The following is an 18,534-nucleotide window of genomic DNA, read 5'->3' as shown; positions in this document are numbered from 1 at the left end:
GGCCTTTTATAACTCGGCCATTTTTTATAAGCAATAAATTGACCAAATGGTCTACTTTTATGATAAAAATACAGCTATATTAATGAATACAAGAATGAATATAACAAGAAGGTGTGAGTATGATTCGCTTTCTAATAAATAACGATGTTGTTGAATTAAACGAAGCGCGAGCCGACCTCACCCTTCTGCAATTTATACGCGAACATCGCAAGAAAACAGGTACTAAAGAAGGCTGTGCAGCAGGCGACTGTGGCGCGTGCACCGTAGTGCTTGTAGAGCCAGCATCACCTGATAACGCGACGAAACTTAACTACCGTACAGTAAATAGCTGCATCACGCTTATGAGCGCTGTACACGGCAAACAGCTATTGTTCGTAGAACATTTAAGCGATGGTAAACATTTACACCCTGTACAGCAGGCCTTGGTTGATTATCACGGCTCGCAGTGTGGCTTCTGCACACCAGGGTTTATCATGTCGATGTTTGCCTTGTATCACAGTAATACAAAACCTAATCGCGACGATGTGCTCCATGCTTTATCCGGTAACCTGTGCCGCTGTACTGGCTATCGACCTATAATTGATGCAACACTGGCGGTGTGCGAACAAACGCCTGATGATCAGTTCACGGCGCGCCAAGATACTACCCTTGCCACGTTATTATCGCTATCTGGGGAGAAGCCATCGGGTACAGGCAATATAAACACGCCTACATCGCGAGAAGAGTTGAAAGCACTTATTGAGGCACATCCTGACGCGCAACTGGTTGCGGGAAGTACCGATTTAAGTTTGCAGTTCACTCAACAGTTAAAAGATGTGCAAACGCTTATCAGCGTCACGCATATCGATGCACTAAAACAATGCACCAAAAACGAGCATTCTCTTATTATTGGTGCAGCCGTTCCGCTCAATGATGCAGCACCGCTTTTACTAGACGCATTTCCACAAGTAGCCGAACTGGTAACGCGCTTTGCGTCTTTGCCAATTCGCAACCAAGCAACGATTGGTGGGAATGTTGCCAACGCATCTCCTATTGGTGATATGCCTCCCTTACTACTTGCACTGAACGCTATATTACATTTGGATAATGGAGAGCGTGTTCGCACGATCCCTCTTAGCACTTTCTTCACGGGTTACCGGGAAACTACGCTAGCTAACGATGAATGGATAAGTGCAATAGAAATACCGCTTAAACAGCCTAAACAAGCACTTGCTGCCTATAAAATATCAAAACGTTTTGAAGATGACATATCCGCGGTATGTGCAGTGTTCAACGTTACCTTAGAAGATGGCAAGGTTGAGGCAATCACCAGTGGCTTTGGCGGCGTTGCTGCCGTACCGTCTACTTGTGAAGCATTGGAAAATGCTCTGAAAGGTAAACAGTTCGCGAGCAAAGAATGCTTAACCTTAGGCAAGCAAATCTTATTTGATGCGTTTGCACCTATTGATGACGTGCGCGCTACCGCTGAATACCGCAAAGCCGTTTTAGCCAACCTTTGGCATCGCTTCTGGTTAGAAAACCAAACAGTAAACCAAATTGAAACACGGGTGGTGCAGCATGCGTAAGTTAATTGATGCTCCTAATCCTTTAGAAAAGAACGAGAAACAAGGTGTTGTTCACGTATCTAAAAAGCATGAGAGCGCAACACGCCAAGTACAAGGCAGCGCTAATTACGTTGACGATGTCACTGAACCTAAAGGTACACTTTACGCAGCAGTAGGTGTAAGCCAATGTGCAAAAGGCACGATTGAATCGATTAATCTTGACGCTGTTCGCCAAAGCGATGGCGTTGTGGATGTCGTTACCATTGATGACGTACCCGGCCATAAAGATATTGGCCCTGTGTTTGAAGGCGACCCGCTACTTGCTAACGGCGAAATCAAGTTCTTTGGTCAGCCTGTTTTTGCAGTACTTGCCACTTCAGTAAACCTTGCCCGACAAGCTGCGCTAAAGGGAAACATAGAAGTAGACGAAGCTACACCTATACTTAACGCTGAAGCTGCCCACCAGCAGCAAGCATTTGTTCGCCCTTTACATAGATTTGGCCAACATGCTGACCGCGTTGACAGCACACTTGAAAAAGCTAAGTTCAATGCACATGGTTCGCTAAACATTGGCGGCCAGGAGCACATGTACTTAGAAGGTCAAGTTAGCCTTGCGATCCCCGATGAAGAAGATCGCATGAAAATCTATACCTCTAGTCAGCATCCCAGTGAAGTGCAAAAGCTAGTTGCAGAAGTGCTAGATGTTAAATTACACCGAGTAATGGTAGACATGAGGCGTATGGGTGGCGGCTTTGGCGGTAAAGAAACCCAAGCAGCACAATGGGCCTGTATCGCGGCTTTACTGGCCTCGCGCAACCAGTGTGCAGTTAAGCTTCGTTTGCCGCGCTTCACCGATATGCATGTTACGGGTAAACGCCACCCTTTTGAAAATGAATTTGATGTAGCATTCGACGAAACAGGCAAGATTGAAGCCACTCGCATGACCATTAATGGCATTTGTGGGCACTCCCCTGACTTGTCAGACGCTATTGTAGATAGGGCCATGTTCCACGCTGATAACGGCTACTTCCTAGGCGATAGCGATATTGTCGGTCACAGACTGCAAACCAATATGGTATCGCACACCGCTTATCGAGGATTTGGCGGCCCTCAAGGTATGATCATGGCGGAAGCCATGATTGACAAAATCGCACGAGCTATCGGCAGCGACCCGCTATCGGTAAGAAAGCGTAACTTATACGGCCCGACCACCGGCAGTTTTACTCCATATGGCATGAAGGTAGAGCACAACCTTTTACCCGATATGATTGCCGAGTTAGAAGAAAGTGCGCAGTATTGGCAGCGCCGTGAAGCTATTGCAGCGTTTAATCGCGAAAGCCCGGTAATTAAGAAAGGTCTGGCACTAACGCCCGTTAAATTTGGTATTTCATTTACCGCAAAGCACTTAAATCAAGCTGGCGCTCTAGTCCACATTTATACCGATGGCAGTATTCAGGTGAACCATGGCGGTACCGAAATGGGCCAAGGGCTACATACCAAAATAGGTCAAATTGCAGCCAATGAGTTTGGCCTAGACCTAGATATGATTGAGGTCACTGCGACCCGCACGGATAAAGTACCGAACACTTCGCCAACAGCGGCATCAAGTGGTACTGACATGAACGGAAAAGCCGTACAAAACGCGTGTATTACATTAAAAACTCGCTTGGCTGAATGCTACGCCAAAAGCTTAAGTCTAGAGGGCCGCGCTGGTGATGTGCAGTTTATCAACCAACATGTTGTTCTAGACGATAACAGCATTGCCTTTGCTGAACTGGTTCAACAAGCCTATTTTGCACGCGTATCGCTGTCTTCAAGCGGTTTCTATAAAACCCCTAAGTTGCAGTACAACCGCGACACAGGCGAAGGCCGCCCGTTTTTCTACTTTGCTTACGGCGTGTCGATGAGCGAAGTGTCGGTGGATACGCTGACCGGTGAATATACCGTAGATAAAGTTAACGTTATTCACGATGTGGGCAACAGCCTTAACCCCGCCATTGATATTGGTCAAATTGAAGGCGCGTTTATTCAAGGTATGGGCTGGCTTACCACAGAGGACCTTAAATGGAACGAATCAGGTAAGCTGATAAGTGAAAATATGGCGACCTATAAGATCCCTGCCATTGGCGATACGCCGCAAGAGTTTAACGTGAAACTGTTTGGTAAAGAAAACGCTGAAGACAGCATTTACCACTCGAAAGCCGTTGGTGAGCCACCGTTTATGCTAGCAATTTCAGTGTGGTGTGCCCTAAAAGATGCAATATCTAGCCTATCTGGCTACACGATTGATCCGCAGCTAGATACACCAGCCACGCCAGAACGCGTGTTAAAAGCAGTGACAACTATGCAGCAGTCAAATAGTCGAGGCGGTGCTGTATGACACGTTCGGCTGAAAAGTCATTTCGCGCGACCCCATCATTTCGCGCAACGCATTGGCATGAAGGAATAGCCGAATGCCAAGCGCGCAATGAAGGCTACGTGCTGGTTACAGTGGTTGGAACGGCGGGCTCTACACCGCGTGAGCCAGGCAGTAAAATGGTGGTTACTGCTTCTCAAAGCATCGATACCATTGGTGGCGGACATCTTGAGTTTGATGCTATCGACCGCGCCCGTAAATTTCTTGCTAAAGGCGAAGTGCATACCGAAGTTCATAGCTACCCGTTGAGCAGTTCTTTAGGGCAGTGTTGTGGTGGTGCGGTAAAAGTATTGTTTGACGTGTGTAACGTTCATCAGCAGCATATCGCCATCTTTGGCGCAGGTCATGTTGCAAAAGCACTGGTGCCTATTTTGGCTCAGTTACCCTTGCGAATTTCGTGGATAGACAATCGCGAAGACCTGTTTCCTTCGTCACTTCCAGCCAACGTACAAAAAGTGGTGGAAGAAGCGCCAGAGAGCGAGGTAAGGCACCTAGATGAAAACAGTTGGCTGATAATACTCACTCACGATCATCAGTTGGACTATCGCATTACGGAGCAGGCGCTAAAGCAGCCTTCTCTGCCTTTCGTTGGGTTAATAGGCTCAGATACTAAAGCAAAGCGTTTTATTACCAAGCTGACTCAGCGCGGGTTCGACGACAATGCGCTGGCAAGGCTGTTCACGCCTATTGGCAATCGAGATATTCCTGGCAAGCATCCCATTGAGGTTGCCGTCTCAATATCGGCGCAAATTATCGAGCGCCTTCATGCAAACAGAGTAACGGCAGACGATAGTAAGAAAGACAGTGATAAGAATAGCGAGCAACCCGCTACATCGCTTTACACAAAATAGGACACCATCAGTGACACTTAATGAACTAAATACCCTAAGCACTGAAGAAGCGTCTTCTTGGTTTGAGCAATGCTGCGCGGCAAAAACCTGGATTTACCAAATGGTAGAAGCACGTCCGTATAGCGACAAAAATGCACTTGTTAATCAAGCAAGGAGCGCGTGGGCTAAGTGCAGTAATAACGACTACCTTGAAGCTTTTACCGCACACCCCATGATTGGCGACGTAGACTCTTTACGCAAGAAGTTTGCAAATACAAAAGCTATCGCGGCGGGGGAACAATCGGGTACGGCTAGTGCGCCCGAAGCGACCTTACACCAGTTAAAAGAAGCCAATCAGGCTTATTTAGACAAGCACGGATTTATTTTTATTATCTGCGCCACCGGGCTGTCTGCGCAAACCATGCTAGAAGCATTGCAAGCGAGACTGCCAAATACAACGCAGCAAGAAGTCTCAAATGCAGCTGCAGAGCAAATAAAGATAACCCTTTTGCGTATTAATAAAGCACTAGATTAGAGCCCTGCGTTATAGAAAAGTCAAAACGCTTACGCTGTATGCAGAAGTAATACGCATTGAAAATTTTTTAAGGAACACAGTATGAATACGCTTTCAAGCCACGTACTTGACACCACTTTGGGTAAACCAGCACAAGGTATTGCGCTTACCCTCACGCTACCCAACGGAAGTACTCTTTCTGGCGAAACAGACAGTGATGGCCGCTTTAAAAATTGGGGCGTCGAAAATGGTTTTGATGCTGGGATTTATACCTTGCGCTTTCATTGCAAGTCATACCTAACGCAAACTCATGGCAGTAGTTTCTACCCATACATTGATATTACGTTTGAACTTAAAGAGAATGGTGGTCACTATCATGTACCTCTTCTTATTTCTCCATTTGGTTTCAGCAGCTACAGGGGCAGCTAACAAACATGCAGCTTTTTCGTGCAAGCATTGCGCACTTTCCTAAACAAACCACACAATTTGATAATGATATTGTCGTTTTTAAAGACGGTGGTTTGCTGGTAGATAACAAAGAAATAAAAGACATTGGCCCGTTTAGCGACCTAGCTGAACGTTACCCTGCCGCCAATGTAACTGACTTAACGGGTAAGTGGATTTTGCCAGGCTTAATAGACAGCCATCTGCATTATCCGCAAACCCAAAGTATTGCCCACTACGGTGAGCAGCTTTTGAGCTGGCTTGAAAACTACACGTTTCCCACGGAAATGCAGTTTGCCGATATCGAACATGCCGACACCATAGCTAAAGTGTTTTTAAACCAGCTGCTAAAAAACGGTACAACCACAGGGTTTGTATTTACTACCGTTCATAAAAGCAGTAGCCAAGCACTATTTAGCGCCGCCAGTGACATTGATATGGCCATTGTGGCAGGTAAAGTGTGCATGGACAGAAATTGCCCGAGTGCGCTGAACGACTGTCCTGACACAGCACAAGCTGATAGTGCAGAGTTGATTGAGACTTGGCACAACAAGGGCCGTAACCGCTATGCGCTAACGCCTCGTTTCGCCCCAACCAGCACAGAAGCCCAGCTTGCTGCATTAGGTGAACTTGCCAAGCAGCATCCGGACGTTTTCATTCAAACCCATTTGTCTGAAAATTTAGACGAAATCGCTTGGGTGAAAAGCTTATTCCCTAACGCTGACGGCTATCTAGATGTTTACGACAGCTACAACTTGGTGCGAGAGCGAGCAGTGTTTGGCCACGGTATTCACCTTACGCCTAACGAATGGGCGCGCCTTGGTGATAGCGGCGCTACGGTTGCGTTTTGCCCTACGTCTAACTTGTTTTTAGGGAGCGGTCTTTTTGATATGACCGCAGCGCGTGCTAATAAAGTACATGTTGCCATGGCTACCGATGTGGGCGCAGGTACCACATTCAACATGTTTAAGACCTATGGCGATGCATACAAGGTGAGTCAGTTGCGCAACGAGCCCATTAGCCCGTTGGAAGGATTTTATCTTATGACTCAAGGCGCAGCAGTGGCCCATGCGCTTGACCATGAAATTGGTAACTTAAACCCAGGTTCTACCGCAGACTTTATCGTTGTAGAGCCAAGGTTCGATGAATTAACACGTTTGCGAATAAAAGAAGATGCACAGTTCGACGATGTGTTTTTCGCCTTGAGCATTTTAGGTGATGACCGTGCCATTGAGCAAACGTGGATAAGCGGTACCTGCCGCTATGCAAAAGAAGATAATGAGTAACAAGCTACTATAGGGCCACTCGGCCCTAAATAAGGAGAATAATAATGCCGTGGCTAGATTGGATAAGTTTATTTGTACGTTGGTTTCACGTTGTGGCCGGTGTAGCTTGGATTGGTGCGTCGTTTTACTTCATATGGCTAGACAACAATTTACGAACGCCACCTAAATGGAAACAGGACAAAGGTATAAAAGGTGATCTGTGGGCTATTCACGGCGGGGGTTTCTATGAAGTTGCCAAATACGCCTATGGTCCTGAAAAAATGCCTGAAACATTACACTGGTTTAAATGGGAAGCGTATACGACTTGGTTATCGGGCTTTGCCCTTTTGATCATTGTTTATTATTTCGGCGCCAGCGCTTACCTTATCGACCCTTCGGTCAACGCCATGTCGCCAGCTACGGCAATATCATTAGGTTTGGGGTTAATCTTCGGTGGGCTTGCCATATACGAATTTGCATGTCGTAGTCCTTTGGCCAAATACCCTGTTGCCTTTGGTATTGGGTTGGTTGCTCTAGTGTGTGTTGTTAGCTATCTGTCTACCCAGTGGTTTAGCGGTCGTGGTGCCTATATTCACGTGGGAGCCCTTATTGGCACTATCATGGCAGGTAACGTGTTTTTCAATATTATGCCTAATCAGCGCAAAATGGTGGCTGCGGTAGCTGACAAGAAAGATATAGACCCTGCGTGGGGCGCAAGTGCCAAACTTCGCTCGGTGCACAATAACTACTTCACGCTGCCCCTGCTGTTTATCATGATTTCAAATCACTACCCCATGACCTATCAGCACCCGCAAAATTGGCTTGTACTTATTGCCATTATGGCCGCAGCCGCTTGGATACGTCATTTCTTTAACTTACGTCATGTGGGCACTACTAAACCAAGTATATTAGTCTCTGGTGCTGTCGCCATGCTCGGTATAGCACTATGGGTATCTTGGCCACAAGCATCTTCAATTCAACCGTTGACCCATAATGACGCGCTACCATCTTCAACCATGAGCGTAAAATCAGCGGCTCAATCTGATTTAAACATGCCTTCAAGGGGGATAACAAACGAAACATCGTCAGTAGTTAGTGACGAACGTGTGGCAAGTTTAATCACAACTCACTGTGTAAGCTGCCACTCGCGCACACCCACCGACGAGATTTTCAAAGTAGCACCGTTAGGCGTAGTCTTAGATTCATGGGAAGATATTGAGAGGTTCGCGCCACAAGTGGTTCGAAGAACCTCTGTGACTAAAGACATGCCATTTTTGAACAAGACAAAAATGACTGAAGAAGAAAGGCAAGTTATAGCTATTTGGTTTGCCCAACGACAGCAGTAAAATACGTTTAGCGATGTAGCAGGAGCTTCAGTATTAGCAGTTTCGCTACATCGCTTTATCTAGTTCGCTATCTATCGCTGTTACAACTTGCCCGCATTGCTTTTTTTCGTACATTACCCCATCTGCTCGGTCTAACCATTCCTGAACAGTGTTGATGCCCTCGTTCCACTGCACCCAACCAACGCTAAAGCTGATAGGAACGACATCTTTACCATCGATATCAATTTCGAATTTACTGTTTTTAATTCTGTCAAAAAATAAAGCTGTGTCGCTCTCATTAGTACCGTAGAGCAAAATGACAAACTCATCGCCACCGATACGGCCAAACCGGTCGCTATCTCGCAAAAGCGAGCCCATTACCTTAGAGAACTCAACTAACGCTTTATCGCCTATCTTATGCCCATATTTATCATTAACTTCTTTAAACTTATCTAGGTCGACATACACAAGGGTAGACGCTGTTTGGCCTCGCTCCATGCGAGAAATCTCGTCCCTTAACTGACTAAATATCTCTCTTCTGTTGGCAAGCCCAGTAAGCGAATCAGTTTTTGAAAGATGCTCTAATTTAGTAACAGCGCTCATCAGAGCCTGCTGCTGAGTTTTCTCTTTTGTTATATCGTCTGCGGTACCTAAAATAAGCGACTGCATCTCTCTGTCGTCATAAATTAAACTGCCTCGGTCATGAAGGTATTTCACCTCACCTTTCACATCATAAATACGATATTGGATATCCCAATTTTGCAATGGGCGCTGACTAAACTGTTTTAACACCCGTGCTTTATCATCTTCATGGACATGGTCGATAAAGCTCATCGGATTACAGTAGAGTTCGTATTCGTTGCGACCGAGAATCTTCTCATATCCATCATTGACATATTTCAGCGTAGTTAAATCCGGCGTCGCTACCCAAATGAAAGTTCTGTCCGAAAATGCGCTTACGATCTTACTGAACAAAGCGTCGATCTGGAAAAGCTCAGATTGAATACGCTTTTTCTCGTCAATATCCTCGACCACAGAAATAAAGTAGTCTGGGTAACCCCGCTGGTCTCTGACGAGGGAAACCGTCAGCTTAGCCCAAATCTCCTCGCCATCACTTCTTAGGTAACTCTTTTCTATTGAGTAGTCGTCAATGTCACCTTTCAACAGACGCGCCAGGTGGTCAAGGTCTTCATCCAAGTAATCTGGCGCTGTTAATTCTTGAAACGTGACTTTTGTAAGCTCTTCATTTGAGTACCCTAAAAAATCACACAGGCGTTTATTAACGCGAATGAAGCTGCCATCCACACTGACGTGAGCAAGCCCTACTGGACAAAAGTGAAAGGTTTTTTCAAACATAGGGCACTGCCCCGCTAGATAATTGCATTCCGTTGCCTCAAAAAAATGGTGCTTAACCTACAACAAGCTCAATTTATACTTTAGTATAGGTAAGTATAGATTGAATTTATTAGCTAATGAATATAACTAAGAAAAAGGCTTAGAGAATGTTTATCAACGCTATTATGAGCACGGCTAAATACATCAAAGAAGGCAGCGTGCCTCTTATCTGATAAAAAGGGCAAATTGGCGCTTAAGGCTAACACAATAATTCTAACTTACTTATGTTGAGCGCTTTAGTATTAGGAGTCCAATGTGATCGAATTTTCAGTCATTATCTTTTCTAAGCCTCATCATCAAAACGCGCTGTCAGAAGCCCTAGCGCCTTTGGTCAAAGCTAGCCGCGCAGAAAAAGGCGCCGTAATGTATGATCTGCATTCATGCGAAGACGGTGTTTTTGTCATTACTGAGAAATGGGAATCTCAAGAAGCGCTTGATGCCCACGAGGTGACAGCGCACTTTGAAGCCTTTCAGGAGAAAGCGGGGGCCCTTGTCGACAAAGTGCTTAGGTTACCGATTGTGAAAGTTTAGAACTGCAACTCTAAGCGGTTGTGTTTCAAAACGGTGAACTGCAACGCTCACCGTTTTCATTATTCTGCATTTTTTATACACGAAACTAATCGTTTGTGTGCTTTTCAGACCAGACTCTTAGCTGTTCAAGAATATCTAGCGCTGAGTGCCCAAACTCAGTGAGACTATAAGCAACCGCAATTGGACGAGAGTCGATAACGTTGCGGATCACCATGCCATTGTTTTCCAGCTCTTTAAGGCGCTGATCGACCATCTTCCGGCTGGCACCGCCAAGCATTCTGCACAAGTCATTAAACCTTACAGGTTCATCTTTCAAATGGTAAATAATAGAGCCTGTCCATTTTCCACCAATCAAGCGCATACCGCGCTCAATCGCGCAAGGCTCCGTACACGTATTTAAAACGGTTTTTCTACCCTTAGTGTCTGTTTTTATCTCTGTTTTCATTGATGTCCTTTGAAAAAGCACCTAGTAACCAAAAGTAAACTAATTGCTTAGTTGAACAAGGTAACTAAACTATACCACATAAACTATTTTGGCTTACAGTCGTATACCTGTGGTGAATTAGTCTACTTTATAAGTTAAAGGTTCACAAAAGACCAGGCAAACCAGACCGTTCAAACCAAGTCTTTACCTTGGCGAGAGCAATTTAGACTCTAACTTCACGGTGATAATTACCATGATTGAATTTACGTTAAATGGAAAAACAGTGCAGACGGATGCAGCCTCAGATACGCCCCTTGTTTGGGTGATTCGCGACGAATTTGGCTTAAAAGGTACAAAATTCGGATGTGGCGTAGCCATGTGCGGCGTATGTACCGTTCATATCGATGGCAATGCTATTCGTTCATGCTCTTACCCTGTCTCTCTTGTTAACGGAAAGAAGGTCAATACAATCGAAAGTTTAAACGGTGAACATCCTTTGCAATCGGCTTGGGTGGAGGAGCAGGTACCACAGTGTGGTTACTGCCAGTCTGGTCAAATTATGCAGGCGGCGACATTACTGGACAGCAACCCTAACCCCAGTGATCAAGACATCGTTAACCACATGAATGGCAATTATTGTCGTTGTATGGCTTACACTAGAATAAAAAAAGCGATTAAACGCGCCGCAACTTCTACGGTTCAGCATTACGACCCTAAGGCTTCATCAGAAGGTGAAAACGCATGAGCATTAAAGACCTATCTAAAGAGAAAAAAGACACAATCAATTTGTCTCGTCGCTCATTTATGGCCGGTTCTGTTAAAACGTCGCTTTTCATGGCGTTTGGCGCTTCGGCAATTCCATCTATTCTGTCAGCTAAAGAAGCCATTGCGAACAAAACCTTTTCACCTAACGTCTGGTTCGAAATGGATACAAAAGGTAACGTGACAGTGAATATCGCCAAGGCTGAAATGGGACAGCATGTTGGTACTGCTTTAGCGCGTATTTTAGCTGATGAACTGGAGTGCGAGTGGGACAAAGTGTCAATAGTACACGTAGATACCGACCCAAAATGGGGGTATATGGTAACAGGTGGTTCATGGTCTGTTTTCCAAACCTACAAACCTATGTCACAAGCAGGTGCAGCTGGACGCCAAGTACTTCTTAACGCCGGTGCTAAGTTACTGGGCGTGCCGGTATCAGACTGTGAAGCTAACGCGGGTTTTGTAGTATCAGGCACCAAAAAAGTAAGCTACGGCGACATTGTTGCTAAGGGCAATATTGATAAGGTTTATACGGCCGACGAATTAGAAAGTCTACCAATTAAACCCGGGAACAAAAAACACCTCATTGGTTTGGGTAACGAATATAAAGCTTTGGATATTCCACCAAAAACCAACGGTACAGCGGTTTACGGTATAGATGTTGAAGTAGACAACATGCTTTACGCTCGCCCCATTCTTCCACCAACGCGATACGGCAGTAAAGTGACTAAGGTCGATGATAGCCAAGCTAAATCACTACCCGGCTATAAAGGGTATAAGGTACTCACCGACCCTTCAGGCACTATTGAAGGATGGGTTGCTGTGTTGGCTTCTGATTACCCGACCGCAATTAAAGCCATCGATAAAGTGAAGGTTAGCTACAACGCAGGTAAGACGGTGAACGTTAACGAAGCTGACATTCAAAAAGAGGGCGAGCGAATCTGCCGCGACCGAAGTGAAGGCACATTATTTGTCGATGAAGGCAATATTTTAAATGCTGAAAAGCAGGCGGCTGAATCAATTGAAGCAATGTATACCACATCAACCGCTAGTCATTTTCAACTTGAACCAGTAAACGCGGTTGCTGAGTTTAAAGATGAAAAATGGCATATCCATACGGGTAACCAGTGGCAAGGACTTACGCTGCCTGCAGTAGCAAAGGCCGCAGAAGTCCCTGATTCTGAGGTTGTTCTTCACCAATATTACCTTGGCGGAGGCTTTGGCCGCCGTTTGTTTGGTGACTGGATCATTCCAGCAGTGCTTACCGCGAAAGCGGCCGGACAACCGGTTAAAATGCTCTTTATGCGCCCTGACGATACCATGTTCGACCAACCTCGCTCGGCGTCAACGTCGTTGTTCAACGCCTATTTCGACGACTCTGGGAATTTCACTGGTATGGAGCACGCACTTGCTGCGGGCTGGCCAACGCTGGCAATGGCACCGAGCTTTATGCCTGACGGAGTAGATGGGAAAGGAAAAGTCGACCCGTTTTCAGCTTCAGGGGCAGACCATTGGTACACCATGCAGCATCACCAAGCCCGAGTGATAAACAACAAAGTGGCGCAGGATACCTTCACACCGGGCTGGCTTCGCTCAGTGGGTCAAGGTTGGATAGTGTGGGGATTAGAAAGCTTTATCGATGAAGTGGCACATAAAGCTAACCAAAACCCCGTGGACTTTAGGTTGTCTATGCTTGACGGCAAAGGTAAGCAAGCGGGCAAAGCGCCTGAAAGCGTTGGTGGTGCCACTCGTCTTGCTCACACGCTTAAAAAGCTCAAGGACAAGACAGCTAACGTTGAACTAGGTGAGAGCGAAGGTATTGGGTTTAGTGTAACTGCAGGACAAGAACGTACTATGCCCGCATGGCTTGCTACCGCAGCACATGTCCACGTAGATAAAAACAGTGGAAAAATCACGCTTAAAAAGTTGTGGGTTGTCGCTGACGCGGGAATTATCGTTCACCCCGATGGCGCTATGGCGCAAATGGAAGGCGCGCTGCTTTGGGGAACTAGCCTCGCGTTATTTGAACACAACGAAATTAAAGACGGCTATGTGGCGAAGAAAAACTTAACTACGTACCAACCTCTGAGAATGAATGACGTACCTGAGATGGACATTGAGTACATTGAAAGTAACGAATTTCCAGTGGGGTTGGGCGAGCCAGGGGTTATTGGCGTGGCACCAGCAGTAGGTAATGCTGTTTACAATGCTGTTAGCGTTAGACTGCGCCACTTACCCATGCTATCTAGCGACGTAAAAAAAGCACTTAACGCTTAAAACGTTAAACCACAAAGCAGAACAAAAATAAAAACAACCCGCATTTTGGCGGGTTGTTTTTATTTAAAAGAAGCGCATTGTGAACACGTTGCAGATAAAACATTATTAAAAAAGATAGTGAGCGCTTAAAACTAATGACTCTGACCCCGGGTTTGTATCCCCTAGCCCACCGTTAGAGATATGACCGATTTCAGCTTCTATCGAAAATGAATCAGTGAGCTTATATTGCCCAGCAAGTGATGAATAAAACTCTATCGTGTCACCTAAGTTTTCAGACTCATCGACAATGCCCGCGTGAAACGCAACCCGTACGGAAAAGTCGTTGTACTCATAGATATCTTTTGCCACACCGGCTGCGAGATAATGTTGACCTTGGTCTGCACTCACTAAAAGTACGGTAGGACGTAATCCGTAAAATGACTCAAGCGGTTTGTGTATGTACGCCACGTGCAGTGCGTAACGGTCTGCGTCATCAAATAGATTCCAAACGGCAGCGCCTGCTTTGAGCTCAGTACCTTGAGGTAGAGCATGGGTGGATAGCGGCGCAAAAAAAGAAAGTAATGATAGTGCAAGTACGCGTGTTTTTAGTGATGTTTTCATGGTTATATGGTTCTAAGCAAAGTTAAAAAATAGTGTTCCGTCATAGCAATAATCCGTTTTCAAGTTCATAATGGTAATCAGGTTACTTTTTTCAACCTAGCAAACATTAGTAACCTTATAACTTTGAAGAAATATTAATTCTGATTTGCTCTAAGCGTTTATGTTGCATTATAAAGTAGAGTGGCAAGAAAAATTCTTAGAGACACAGGCAGTAAAGCTGAGTAGAGAAGTATGACCAAACTAGACGCCATAGAAGACACAAAACGAAGTAAGAAAGTACTGGTTCTTTTCGCTCACCCTGCGCAAACGCACTCTGAAGTGAACGTGCCGCTTTTTCATGAAGCTCAACTAAATAAGCACGTGACCGCCGTTGATTTGTATGCAGAATATCCAGATTTTAATATTGATATTGAACGGGAGCAGCAGCGTTTAGTCGACCACGATGTCATTGTTTTCCTGTTTCCGCTTTACTGGTATTCCACACCTTCCATTTTGAAAGAATGGCAAGATTTAGTATTGGAATATGGGTTCGCCTACGGCCATGAAGGTACTGCACTTAAAGATAAACTGTTTCTTTGTGCGTTAAGTGCGGGTGGCAAAGAGGAAGCATATCAAACTGACGGTTTCAATCACTACACCATCAGGCAACTTCTTCAGCCTTTAGAGCAAATGGCCCAAATCACAAATATGACCTACATTGCCCCGTTTGCAATATTCGGCTCGCGTACCGCCCAAGAAGAGCATCGCATTGTTGAACACAGAAGCAAGTGGGTAACCCTGCTTAAAAAGTTAACCACCAACACTCTCGATTTAGAAAAAGCAAAACACATCGAGAACCTCGCCGACCTTTGTAAGGCGAAAGGAGATTAATGTGACGGGCTATTTCTTATATGCATTTATCTATCTGGTCGCCGCAGTAATTGCAGTGCCCATTGCGAAGCGCCTTGGCTTAGGCTCTGTTCTAGGCTATTTAATAGCCGGGCTTGTCATAGGCCCAATTTTCGGCTTAGTCGGCGATGAAACCGTCGCTATTCAGCATTTTGCTGAATTCGGTGTGGTCATGATGCTGTTTTTGGTTGGGCTAGAACTAGAGCCCCGCTCGCTATGGGCAATGAAGTCAAAGCTTATGGGATTAGGCGGTTTGCAATTAGCATTAACTACCGCGCTTATCACTGGTGTCGCTCTGTTGCTTGAACAGCCTTTCAGCATTGCTCTTACCATTGGTCTTATTTTCGCCCTTTCTTCAACCGCCATTGTTTTACAAACTTTGCAAGAAAAAGGCCTGCAGAAAACTGAAGGAGGCAAAAGTGCCTTTTCTGTTTTGCTGTTTCAAGATATTGCTGTTATTCCCATGCTTGCGCTTATTCCCTTACTTGCCATTCCCGAACTCGTTGCCGCAGGAGGTGAACATGGCGCAGCAGAATCACACGATAGCTTCAATTTAGTAGAAGGGCTTGCACCTTGGGCTTCTGGCTTGGTGATTATTAGCTCTATTGCCTTTCTCACTATTGGCGGACACTACTTAAGCCGCCCTTTATTTAAGTTTGTCGCCGCATCGGGTTTACGAGAAATATTTACGGCCACGGCGCTTATGTTAATTATCGGCATTGCCGCGTTGATGGGGCTAGTTGGGCTCTCTCCTGCCCTTGGTGCATTTTTAGCCGGCGTCGTTCTGGCTAACAGTGAATTCAGGCATGAACTTGAAGCCAATATCGAACCATTTAAAGGATTGTTGCTGGGCCTGTTTTTTATAACGGTAGGCGCTGGCATCAACTTTTCAGTACTTAGTGAGAGCCCGATGTTGATAGCAGGGCTAACTGTCGCGGTTATGCTGGTGAAAGCCGTTGTACTGTTTATCATCGCCTTAATTTTTAAAATAAAAGGTACCAATAAATGGTTGTTCACACTAAGCCTTGCCCAGGCGGGTGAATTTGGCTTTGTGTTACTCAGTTTTGCCTCGCAAAACTACGTGCTGCCCAGTGACATTATTTCTGTACTTTCTCTTGTTGTGGCTATTTCCATGTTCTTAACGCCAGGGCTTTTCATCCTATTCGACAAAGCCATTATTCCTCATTATAAGAATGCGAAATCACAGCGTAATGAAGATGTAATTGACGAGAAAGGTACCGTGGTTATTGCAGGAATTGGGCGCTTTGGGCAAATTATTAACCGTCTTTTAGTAGCCAACGATGTAAATACCGTTGTGCTCGATATTCGTTCTGAGCAAATAGATCTAATTAGGAGTATTGGCACCAAAGCTTATTTCGGTGATGCATCCAAACCTGACATTTTGCATACCGCTGGGGCACACGAAGCCGCTTTGTTGGTTATCGCCATTGACGACAGAGAAACAGCCGCAGAAATGGTAAAGTACGCAAAGCACTCATTCCCCAACACTAAAGTGCTTGCACGTGCCTTTGACCGTGGTCATGGATACCGCTTGCGCCAGCTGGGCGCAGATTATGTAGTATCTGAAACCTATCACAGTGCGCTAGAGATGGGCGCAGAAGCATTACGCTCACTCAATATTCACCCCTTCCAGGTTGAACGACAAAAGATGGCCTATAAAAATATTGAGACGCAACAAAACGATGTGCTTTATCACGCGTGGGTGGATGAAGCCAGTGGCGAACGGGTTGATAATAATTACCTTAAGCTCTTTATTGAACTGGAGTCACTAATCGAAGGTGCGCTTAAAGCAGATTTACACGACAAACATTCGAAAATGCGTGGTTGGACTCCGCCGCCTAAAGGGTACGCAGAAAAGCTTGCGCCCGATGAAAATCCAGATAAAGAAGACAAGTAATTAGCGCGTAACTTAGCGATAACTCTGTTGCACATTCGCACTACGGGTCGAAGATGTTGACGTTAACTCGCTGGTTAGCACTTGAATTTGTGAACGAAAAATCTGATCGAAAATGACAAATAACGCTATAACCTTTAAGTACGTTGAAGTAAGCGTATATTAGATTTCTATACCATCCGCTTTAATGATGGTTAATAGGCGCGTAATACAAGATAACCCATTGCCAAAATGGGAACGAAAAGTGGTTTATTTGAATGGAGAGTTACCATGTTGTCTAAAAAGAGTCTCTTTAACAGTGTAGTCGTGCGCGCTGTGGTTGCATTTACCGCACTTGCTGGCCTAAGTGCGTGTGAAGACGCCCCTACTCCACCTAAAACTGTATCTTCAACACCGGTAACGCTTTATGAAGTTCAGCATTCAGACGAGACCATTGCTAAATTCCCAGGGCAAGTAGAGGCGGCTGAATATTCAAACCTTTCTTTTCGTATAGGCGGTAAGCTTCAAGAACTTAACGTAAAAGCAGGCGAGGAAGTGAAAGAGAACCAGCTTATCGCACGGCTTGACGACCGAGATGCAAAAGCACAACTCGCCACCGCCCAGTCTCAGTTTGATGTATCCTCTGCTATGTTTGAACGTATGGAGGCTTCCGTTGAAAAAGGCGCGGTAAGTCGCTCTACTTTTGATGAAGCGAAAGCCAACTTTTTAGCGGCTAAAGCCAGTTTGACCAACGCACAGGACCAACTAAGCTATACAGAGCTTCGTGCACCTTTTGCGGGGCTCATTGCATCTGTGCCCGTTGAAAACTATCAAGTAATTGTGCCTCAGCAAACCATTGCCGAGCTTCACTTGCCAGGCGCTATTGACGTAACGTTTCAGTTGCCAGAGCAAAAAATGCGCATGATTGACCGCTCTAGAGCACGCGAAAACCGTACCTCTGAAATGGCATGGGTCACTTTTTCCGGTATGCCAGAAAAACGCTATGCTGCCATGTATAAGGATCACGAAAGCACTACGCGACAAGGTGAGCTTAGCTACGAGGTTACGATTACGCTGCCTGAGCCTGAAGACATTAATGTACTTTCAGGTATGAGCGCGACCGTATTACTTGATATGTCGAAACTTATTGAGTCTGACACGAAACTTTGGTTAGTCCCTTTTGGTGCAGTGGTTACAGACAACGCAGAGCCCGAAAAAGCGATTGTGTGGCGTTTCAAACCTGACAACGACAATGCTAAAAAAGGCACAGTCGAAGCAGTAGAAGTAATGATAACACGTGGGATTTCTAACGGGCTGCTAGTAGAAGGGCCGCTAAACGACGATGATAGAATTGTTGCTGCAGGTGCTCATCTAGTAAAAGAAGGCCAAGCGGTTACTGAGTGGACGAAAGAAGGAGGCCTGTAA

Annotated in this window: 16 protein-coding genes; 13 read left to right on the top strand and 3 right to left on the bottom strand. The window is 45.5% G+C overall.

The window, feature by feature from the left end; all coding sequences use genetic code 11:
• Nucleotides 1–119: 119 nt before the first annotated feature.
• The 7 genes from xdhA (at nucleotide 120) to ACXAGV_RS07175 (ending at nucleotide 8,359) form a co-directional block, all read left to right on the top strand.
• The gene (xdhA, locus tag ACXAGV_RS07205; RefSeq protein ID WP_474872659.1) at nucleotides 120–1,565 is read left to right on the top strand and encodes a xanthine dehydrogenase small subunit; all 1,446 of its coding nucleotides are present in this window, start codon (nucleotides 120–122) and stop codon (nucleotides 1,563–1,565) included.
• Nucleotides 1,558–3,924, top strand: a complete 2,367-nt coding sequence (xdhB, locus tag ACXAGV_RS07200) for a xanthine dehydrogenase molybdopterin binding subunit (protein WP_474872658.1) — start codon at nucleotides 1,558–1,560, stop codon at nucleotides 3,922–3,924. Before xdhA ends, xdhB begins: the two co-directional genes overlap by 8 nt.
• A complete protein-coding gene (gene xdhC, locus ACXAGV_RS07195) occupies nucleotides 3,921–4,811 on the top strand; it encodes a xanthine dehydrogenase accessory protein XdhC (protein WP_474872657.1) in 891 nt (296 codons plus the stop codon). The genes xdhB and xdhC overlap by 4 nt, the downstream gene beginning before the upstream one ends.
• 10 nt (nucleotides 4,812–4,821) lie before the next feature.
• Nucleotides 4,822–5,325: a 2-oxo-4-hydroxy-4-carboxy-5-ureidoimidazoline decarboxylase gene (gene uraD, locus ACXAGV_RS07190; protein ID WP_474872656.1), complete on the top strand. Its 504-nt coding sequence runs from the start codon at nucleotides 4,822–4,824 to the stop codon at nucleotides 5,323–5,325.
• An 81-nt stretch (nucleotides 5,326–5,406) separates the two neighbouring features.
• On the top strand, nucleotides 5,407–5,733 hold the full coding sequence (gene uraH, locus ACXAGV_RS07185) for a hydroxyisourate hydrolase (RefSeq protein WP_474872655.1): 327 nt from the start codon (nucleotides 5,407–5,409) through the stop codon (nucleotides 5,731–5,733).
• A gap of 5 nt (nucleotides 5,734–5,738) precedes the next feature.
• On the top strand, nucleotides 5,739–7,034 hold the full coding sequence (guaD, locus tag ACXAGV_RS07180; RefSeq protein ID WP_474872654.1) for a guanine deaminase: 1,296 nt from the start codon (nucleotides 5,739–5,741) through the stop codon (nucleotides 7,032–7,034).
• A gap of 44 nt (nucleotides 7,035–7,078) precedes the next feature.
• A complete protein-coding gene (locus tag ACXAGV_RS07175; RefSeq protein WP_474872653.1) occupies nucleotides 7,079–8,359 on the top strand; it encodes a urate hydroxylase PuuD in 1,281 nt (426 codons plus the stop codon).
• A gap of 45 nt (nucleotides 8,360–8,404) precedes the next feature.
• Here the strand turns inward: ACXAGV_RS07175 and ACXAGV_RS07170 are convergent, their stop codons facing one another.
• Entirely contained in the window at nucleotides 8,405–9,694 is a 1,290-nt protein-coding gene (locus ACXAGV_RS07170) for a diguanylate cyclase (RefSeq protein WP_474872652.1), read from the bottom strand.
• A 294-nt stretch (nucleotides 9,695–9,988) separates the two neighbouring features.
• Between ACXAGV_RS07170 and ACXAGV_RS07165 the strand changes: the two genes are divergently transcribed.
• A complete protein-coding gene (locus ACXAGV_RS07165; RefSeq protein WP_474835380.1) occupies nucleotides 9,989–10,264 on the top strand; it encodes a putative quinol monooxygenase in 276 nt (91 codons plus the stop codon).
• An 85-nt stretch (nucleotides 10,265–10,349) separates the two neighbouring features.
• Here ACXAGV_RS07165 and ACXAGV_RS07160 read toward each other — a convergent pair whose 3' ends face one another.
• Nucleotides 10,350–10,709, bottom strand: a complete 360-nt coding sequence (locus tag ACXAGV_RS07160) for a winged helix-turn-helix transcriptional regulator (RefSeq protein ID WP_474872651.1) — start codon at nucleotides 10,707–10,709, stop codon at nucleotides 10,350–10,352.
• A 232-nt stretch (nucleotides 10,710–10,941) separates the two neighbouring features.
• Here ACXAGV_RS07160 and ACXAGV_RS07155 point away from each other — a divergent pair, with 232 nt between their 5' ends.
• Both ACXAGV_RS07155 and ACXAGV_RS07150 read left to right on the top strand, forming a co-directional pair.
• Complete coding sequence (locus ACXAGV_RS07155) at nucleotides 10,942–11,433, top strand: (2Fe-2S)-binding protein (RefSeq protein WP_269916298.1); 492 nt, start codon at nucleotides 10,942–10,944, stop codon at nucleotides 11,431–11,433.
• Nucleotides 11,430–13,727 (top strand): xanthine dehydrogenase family protein molybdopterin-binding subunit, encoded by a 2,298-nt coding sequence (locus ACXAGV_RS07150; RefSeq protein WP_474872650.1) that lies wholly within the window; start codon nucleotides 11,430–11,432, stop codon nucleotides 13,725–13,727. Before ACXAGV_RS07155 ends, ACXAGV_RS07150 begins: the two co-directional genes overlap by 4 nt.
• A gap of 105 nt (nucleotides 13,728–13,832) precedes the next feature.
• Here ACXAGV_RS07150 and ACXAGV_RS07145 read toward each other — a convergent pair whose 3' ends face one another.
• Nucleotides 13,833–14,327 (bottom strand): acyloxyacyl hydrolase, encoded by a 495-nt coding sequence (locus ACXAGV_RS07145; RefSeq protein WP_474872649.1) that lies wholly within the window; start codon nucleotides 14,325–14,327, stop codon nucleotides 13,833–13,835.
• A 231-nt stretch (nucleotides 14,328–14,558) separates the two neighbouring features.
• Between ACXAGV_RS07145 and ACXAGV_RS07140 the strand changes: the two genes are divergently transcribed.
• From ACXAGV_RS07140 to ACXAGV_RS07130, 3 genes are all read left to right on the top strand, one after another.
• Nucleotides 14,559–15,197 carry an NAD(P)H-dependent oxidoreductase gene (locus tag ACXAGV_RS07140; RefSeq protein WP_474872648.1) on the top strand — a complete coding sequence of 213 codons (639 nt, stop codon included), beginning with the start codon at nucleotides 14,559–14,561 and terminating at the stop codon, nucleotides 15,195–15,197.
• Between the two features lies 1 nt (nucleotide 15,198).
• Nucleotides 15,199–17,133 carry a monovalent cation:proton antiporter-2 (CPA2) family protein gene (locus ACXAGV_RS07135; RefSeq protein WP_474872647.1) on the top strand — a complete coding sequence of 645 codons (1,935 nt, stop codon included), beginning with the start codon at nucleotides 15,199–15,201 and terminating at the stop codon, nucleotides 17,131–17,133.
• 267 nt (nucleotides 17,134–17,400) lie between these two features.
• Complete coding sequence (locus ACXAGV_RS07130) at nucleotides 17,401–18,534, top strand: efflux RND transporter periplasmic adaptor subunit (RefSeq protein ID WP_474872646.1); 1,134 nt, start codon at nucleotides 17,401–17,403, stop codon at nucleotides 18,532–18,534.

The organism is Alteromonas sp. ABH4_453 (genome assembly GCF_056160665.1).
Note: the sequence above shows the minus strand (reverse complement) of the source record. Positions and strands in the feature narration are given on the sequence as shown.

What these genes read in the sequence shown, in the direction of transcription:
- ACXAGV_RS07160 (WP_474872651.1), bottom strand. Translation starts at nt 10,709, where the DNA reads ATGAAAACAGAGATAAAAACAGACACTAAGGGTAGAAAAACCGTTTTA.
- ACXAGV_RS07145 (WP_474872649.1), bottom strand. Translation starts at nt 14,327, where the DNA reads ATGAAAACATCACTAAAAACACGCGTACTTGCACTATCATTACTTTCT.
- ACXAGV_RS07175 (WP_474872653.1), top strand. Translation starts at nt 7,079, where the DNA reads ATGCCGTGGCTAGATTGGATAAGTTTATTTGTACGTTGGTTTCACGTT.
- xdhB (WP_474872658.1), top strand. Translation starts at nt 1,558, where the DNA reads ATGCGTAAGTTAATTGATGCTCCTAATCCTTTAGAAAAGAACGAGAAA.
- ACXAGV_RS07150 (WP_474872650.1), top strand. Translation starts at nt 11,430, where the DNA reads ATGAGCATTAAAGACCTATCTAAAGAGAAAAAAGACACAATCAATTTG.
- ACXAGV_RS07130 (WP_474872646.1), top strand. Translation starts at nt 17,401, where the DNA reads ATGTTGTCTAAAAAGAGTCTCTTTAACAGTGTAGTCGTGCGCGCTGTG.
- ACXAGV_RS07140 (WP_474872648.1), top strand. Translation starts at nt 14,559, where the DNA reads ATGACCAAACTAGACGCCATAGAAGACACAAAACGAAGTAAGAAAGTA.
- xdhA (WP_474872659.1), top strand. Translation starts at nt 120, where the DNA reads ATGATTCGCTTTCTAATAAATAACGATGTTGTTGAATTAAACGAAGCG.
- guaD (WP_474872654.1), top strand. Translation starts at nt 5,739, where the DNA reads ATGCAGCTTTTTCGTGCAAGCATTGCGCACTTTCCTAAACAAACCACA.
- uraH (WP_474872655.1), top strand. Translation starts at nt 5,407, where the DNA reads ATGAATACGCTTTCAAGCCACGTACTTGACACCACTTTGGGTAAACCA.
- ACXAGV_RS07155 (WP_269916298.1), top strand. Translation starts at nt 10,942, where the DNA reads ATGATTGAATTTACGTTAAATGGAAAAACAGTGCAGACGGATGCAGCC.
- ACXAGV_RS07170 (WP_474872652.1), bottom strand. Translation starts at nt 9,694, where the DNA reads ATGTTTGAAAAAACCTTTCACTTTTGTCCAGTAGGGCTTGCTCACGTC.
- xdhC (WP_474872657.1), top strand. Translation starts at nt 3,921, where the DNA reads ATGACACGTTCGGCTGAAAAGTCATTTCGCGCGACCCCATCATTTCGC.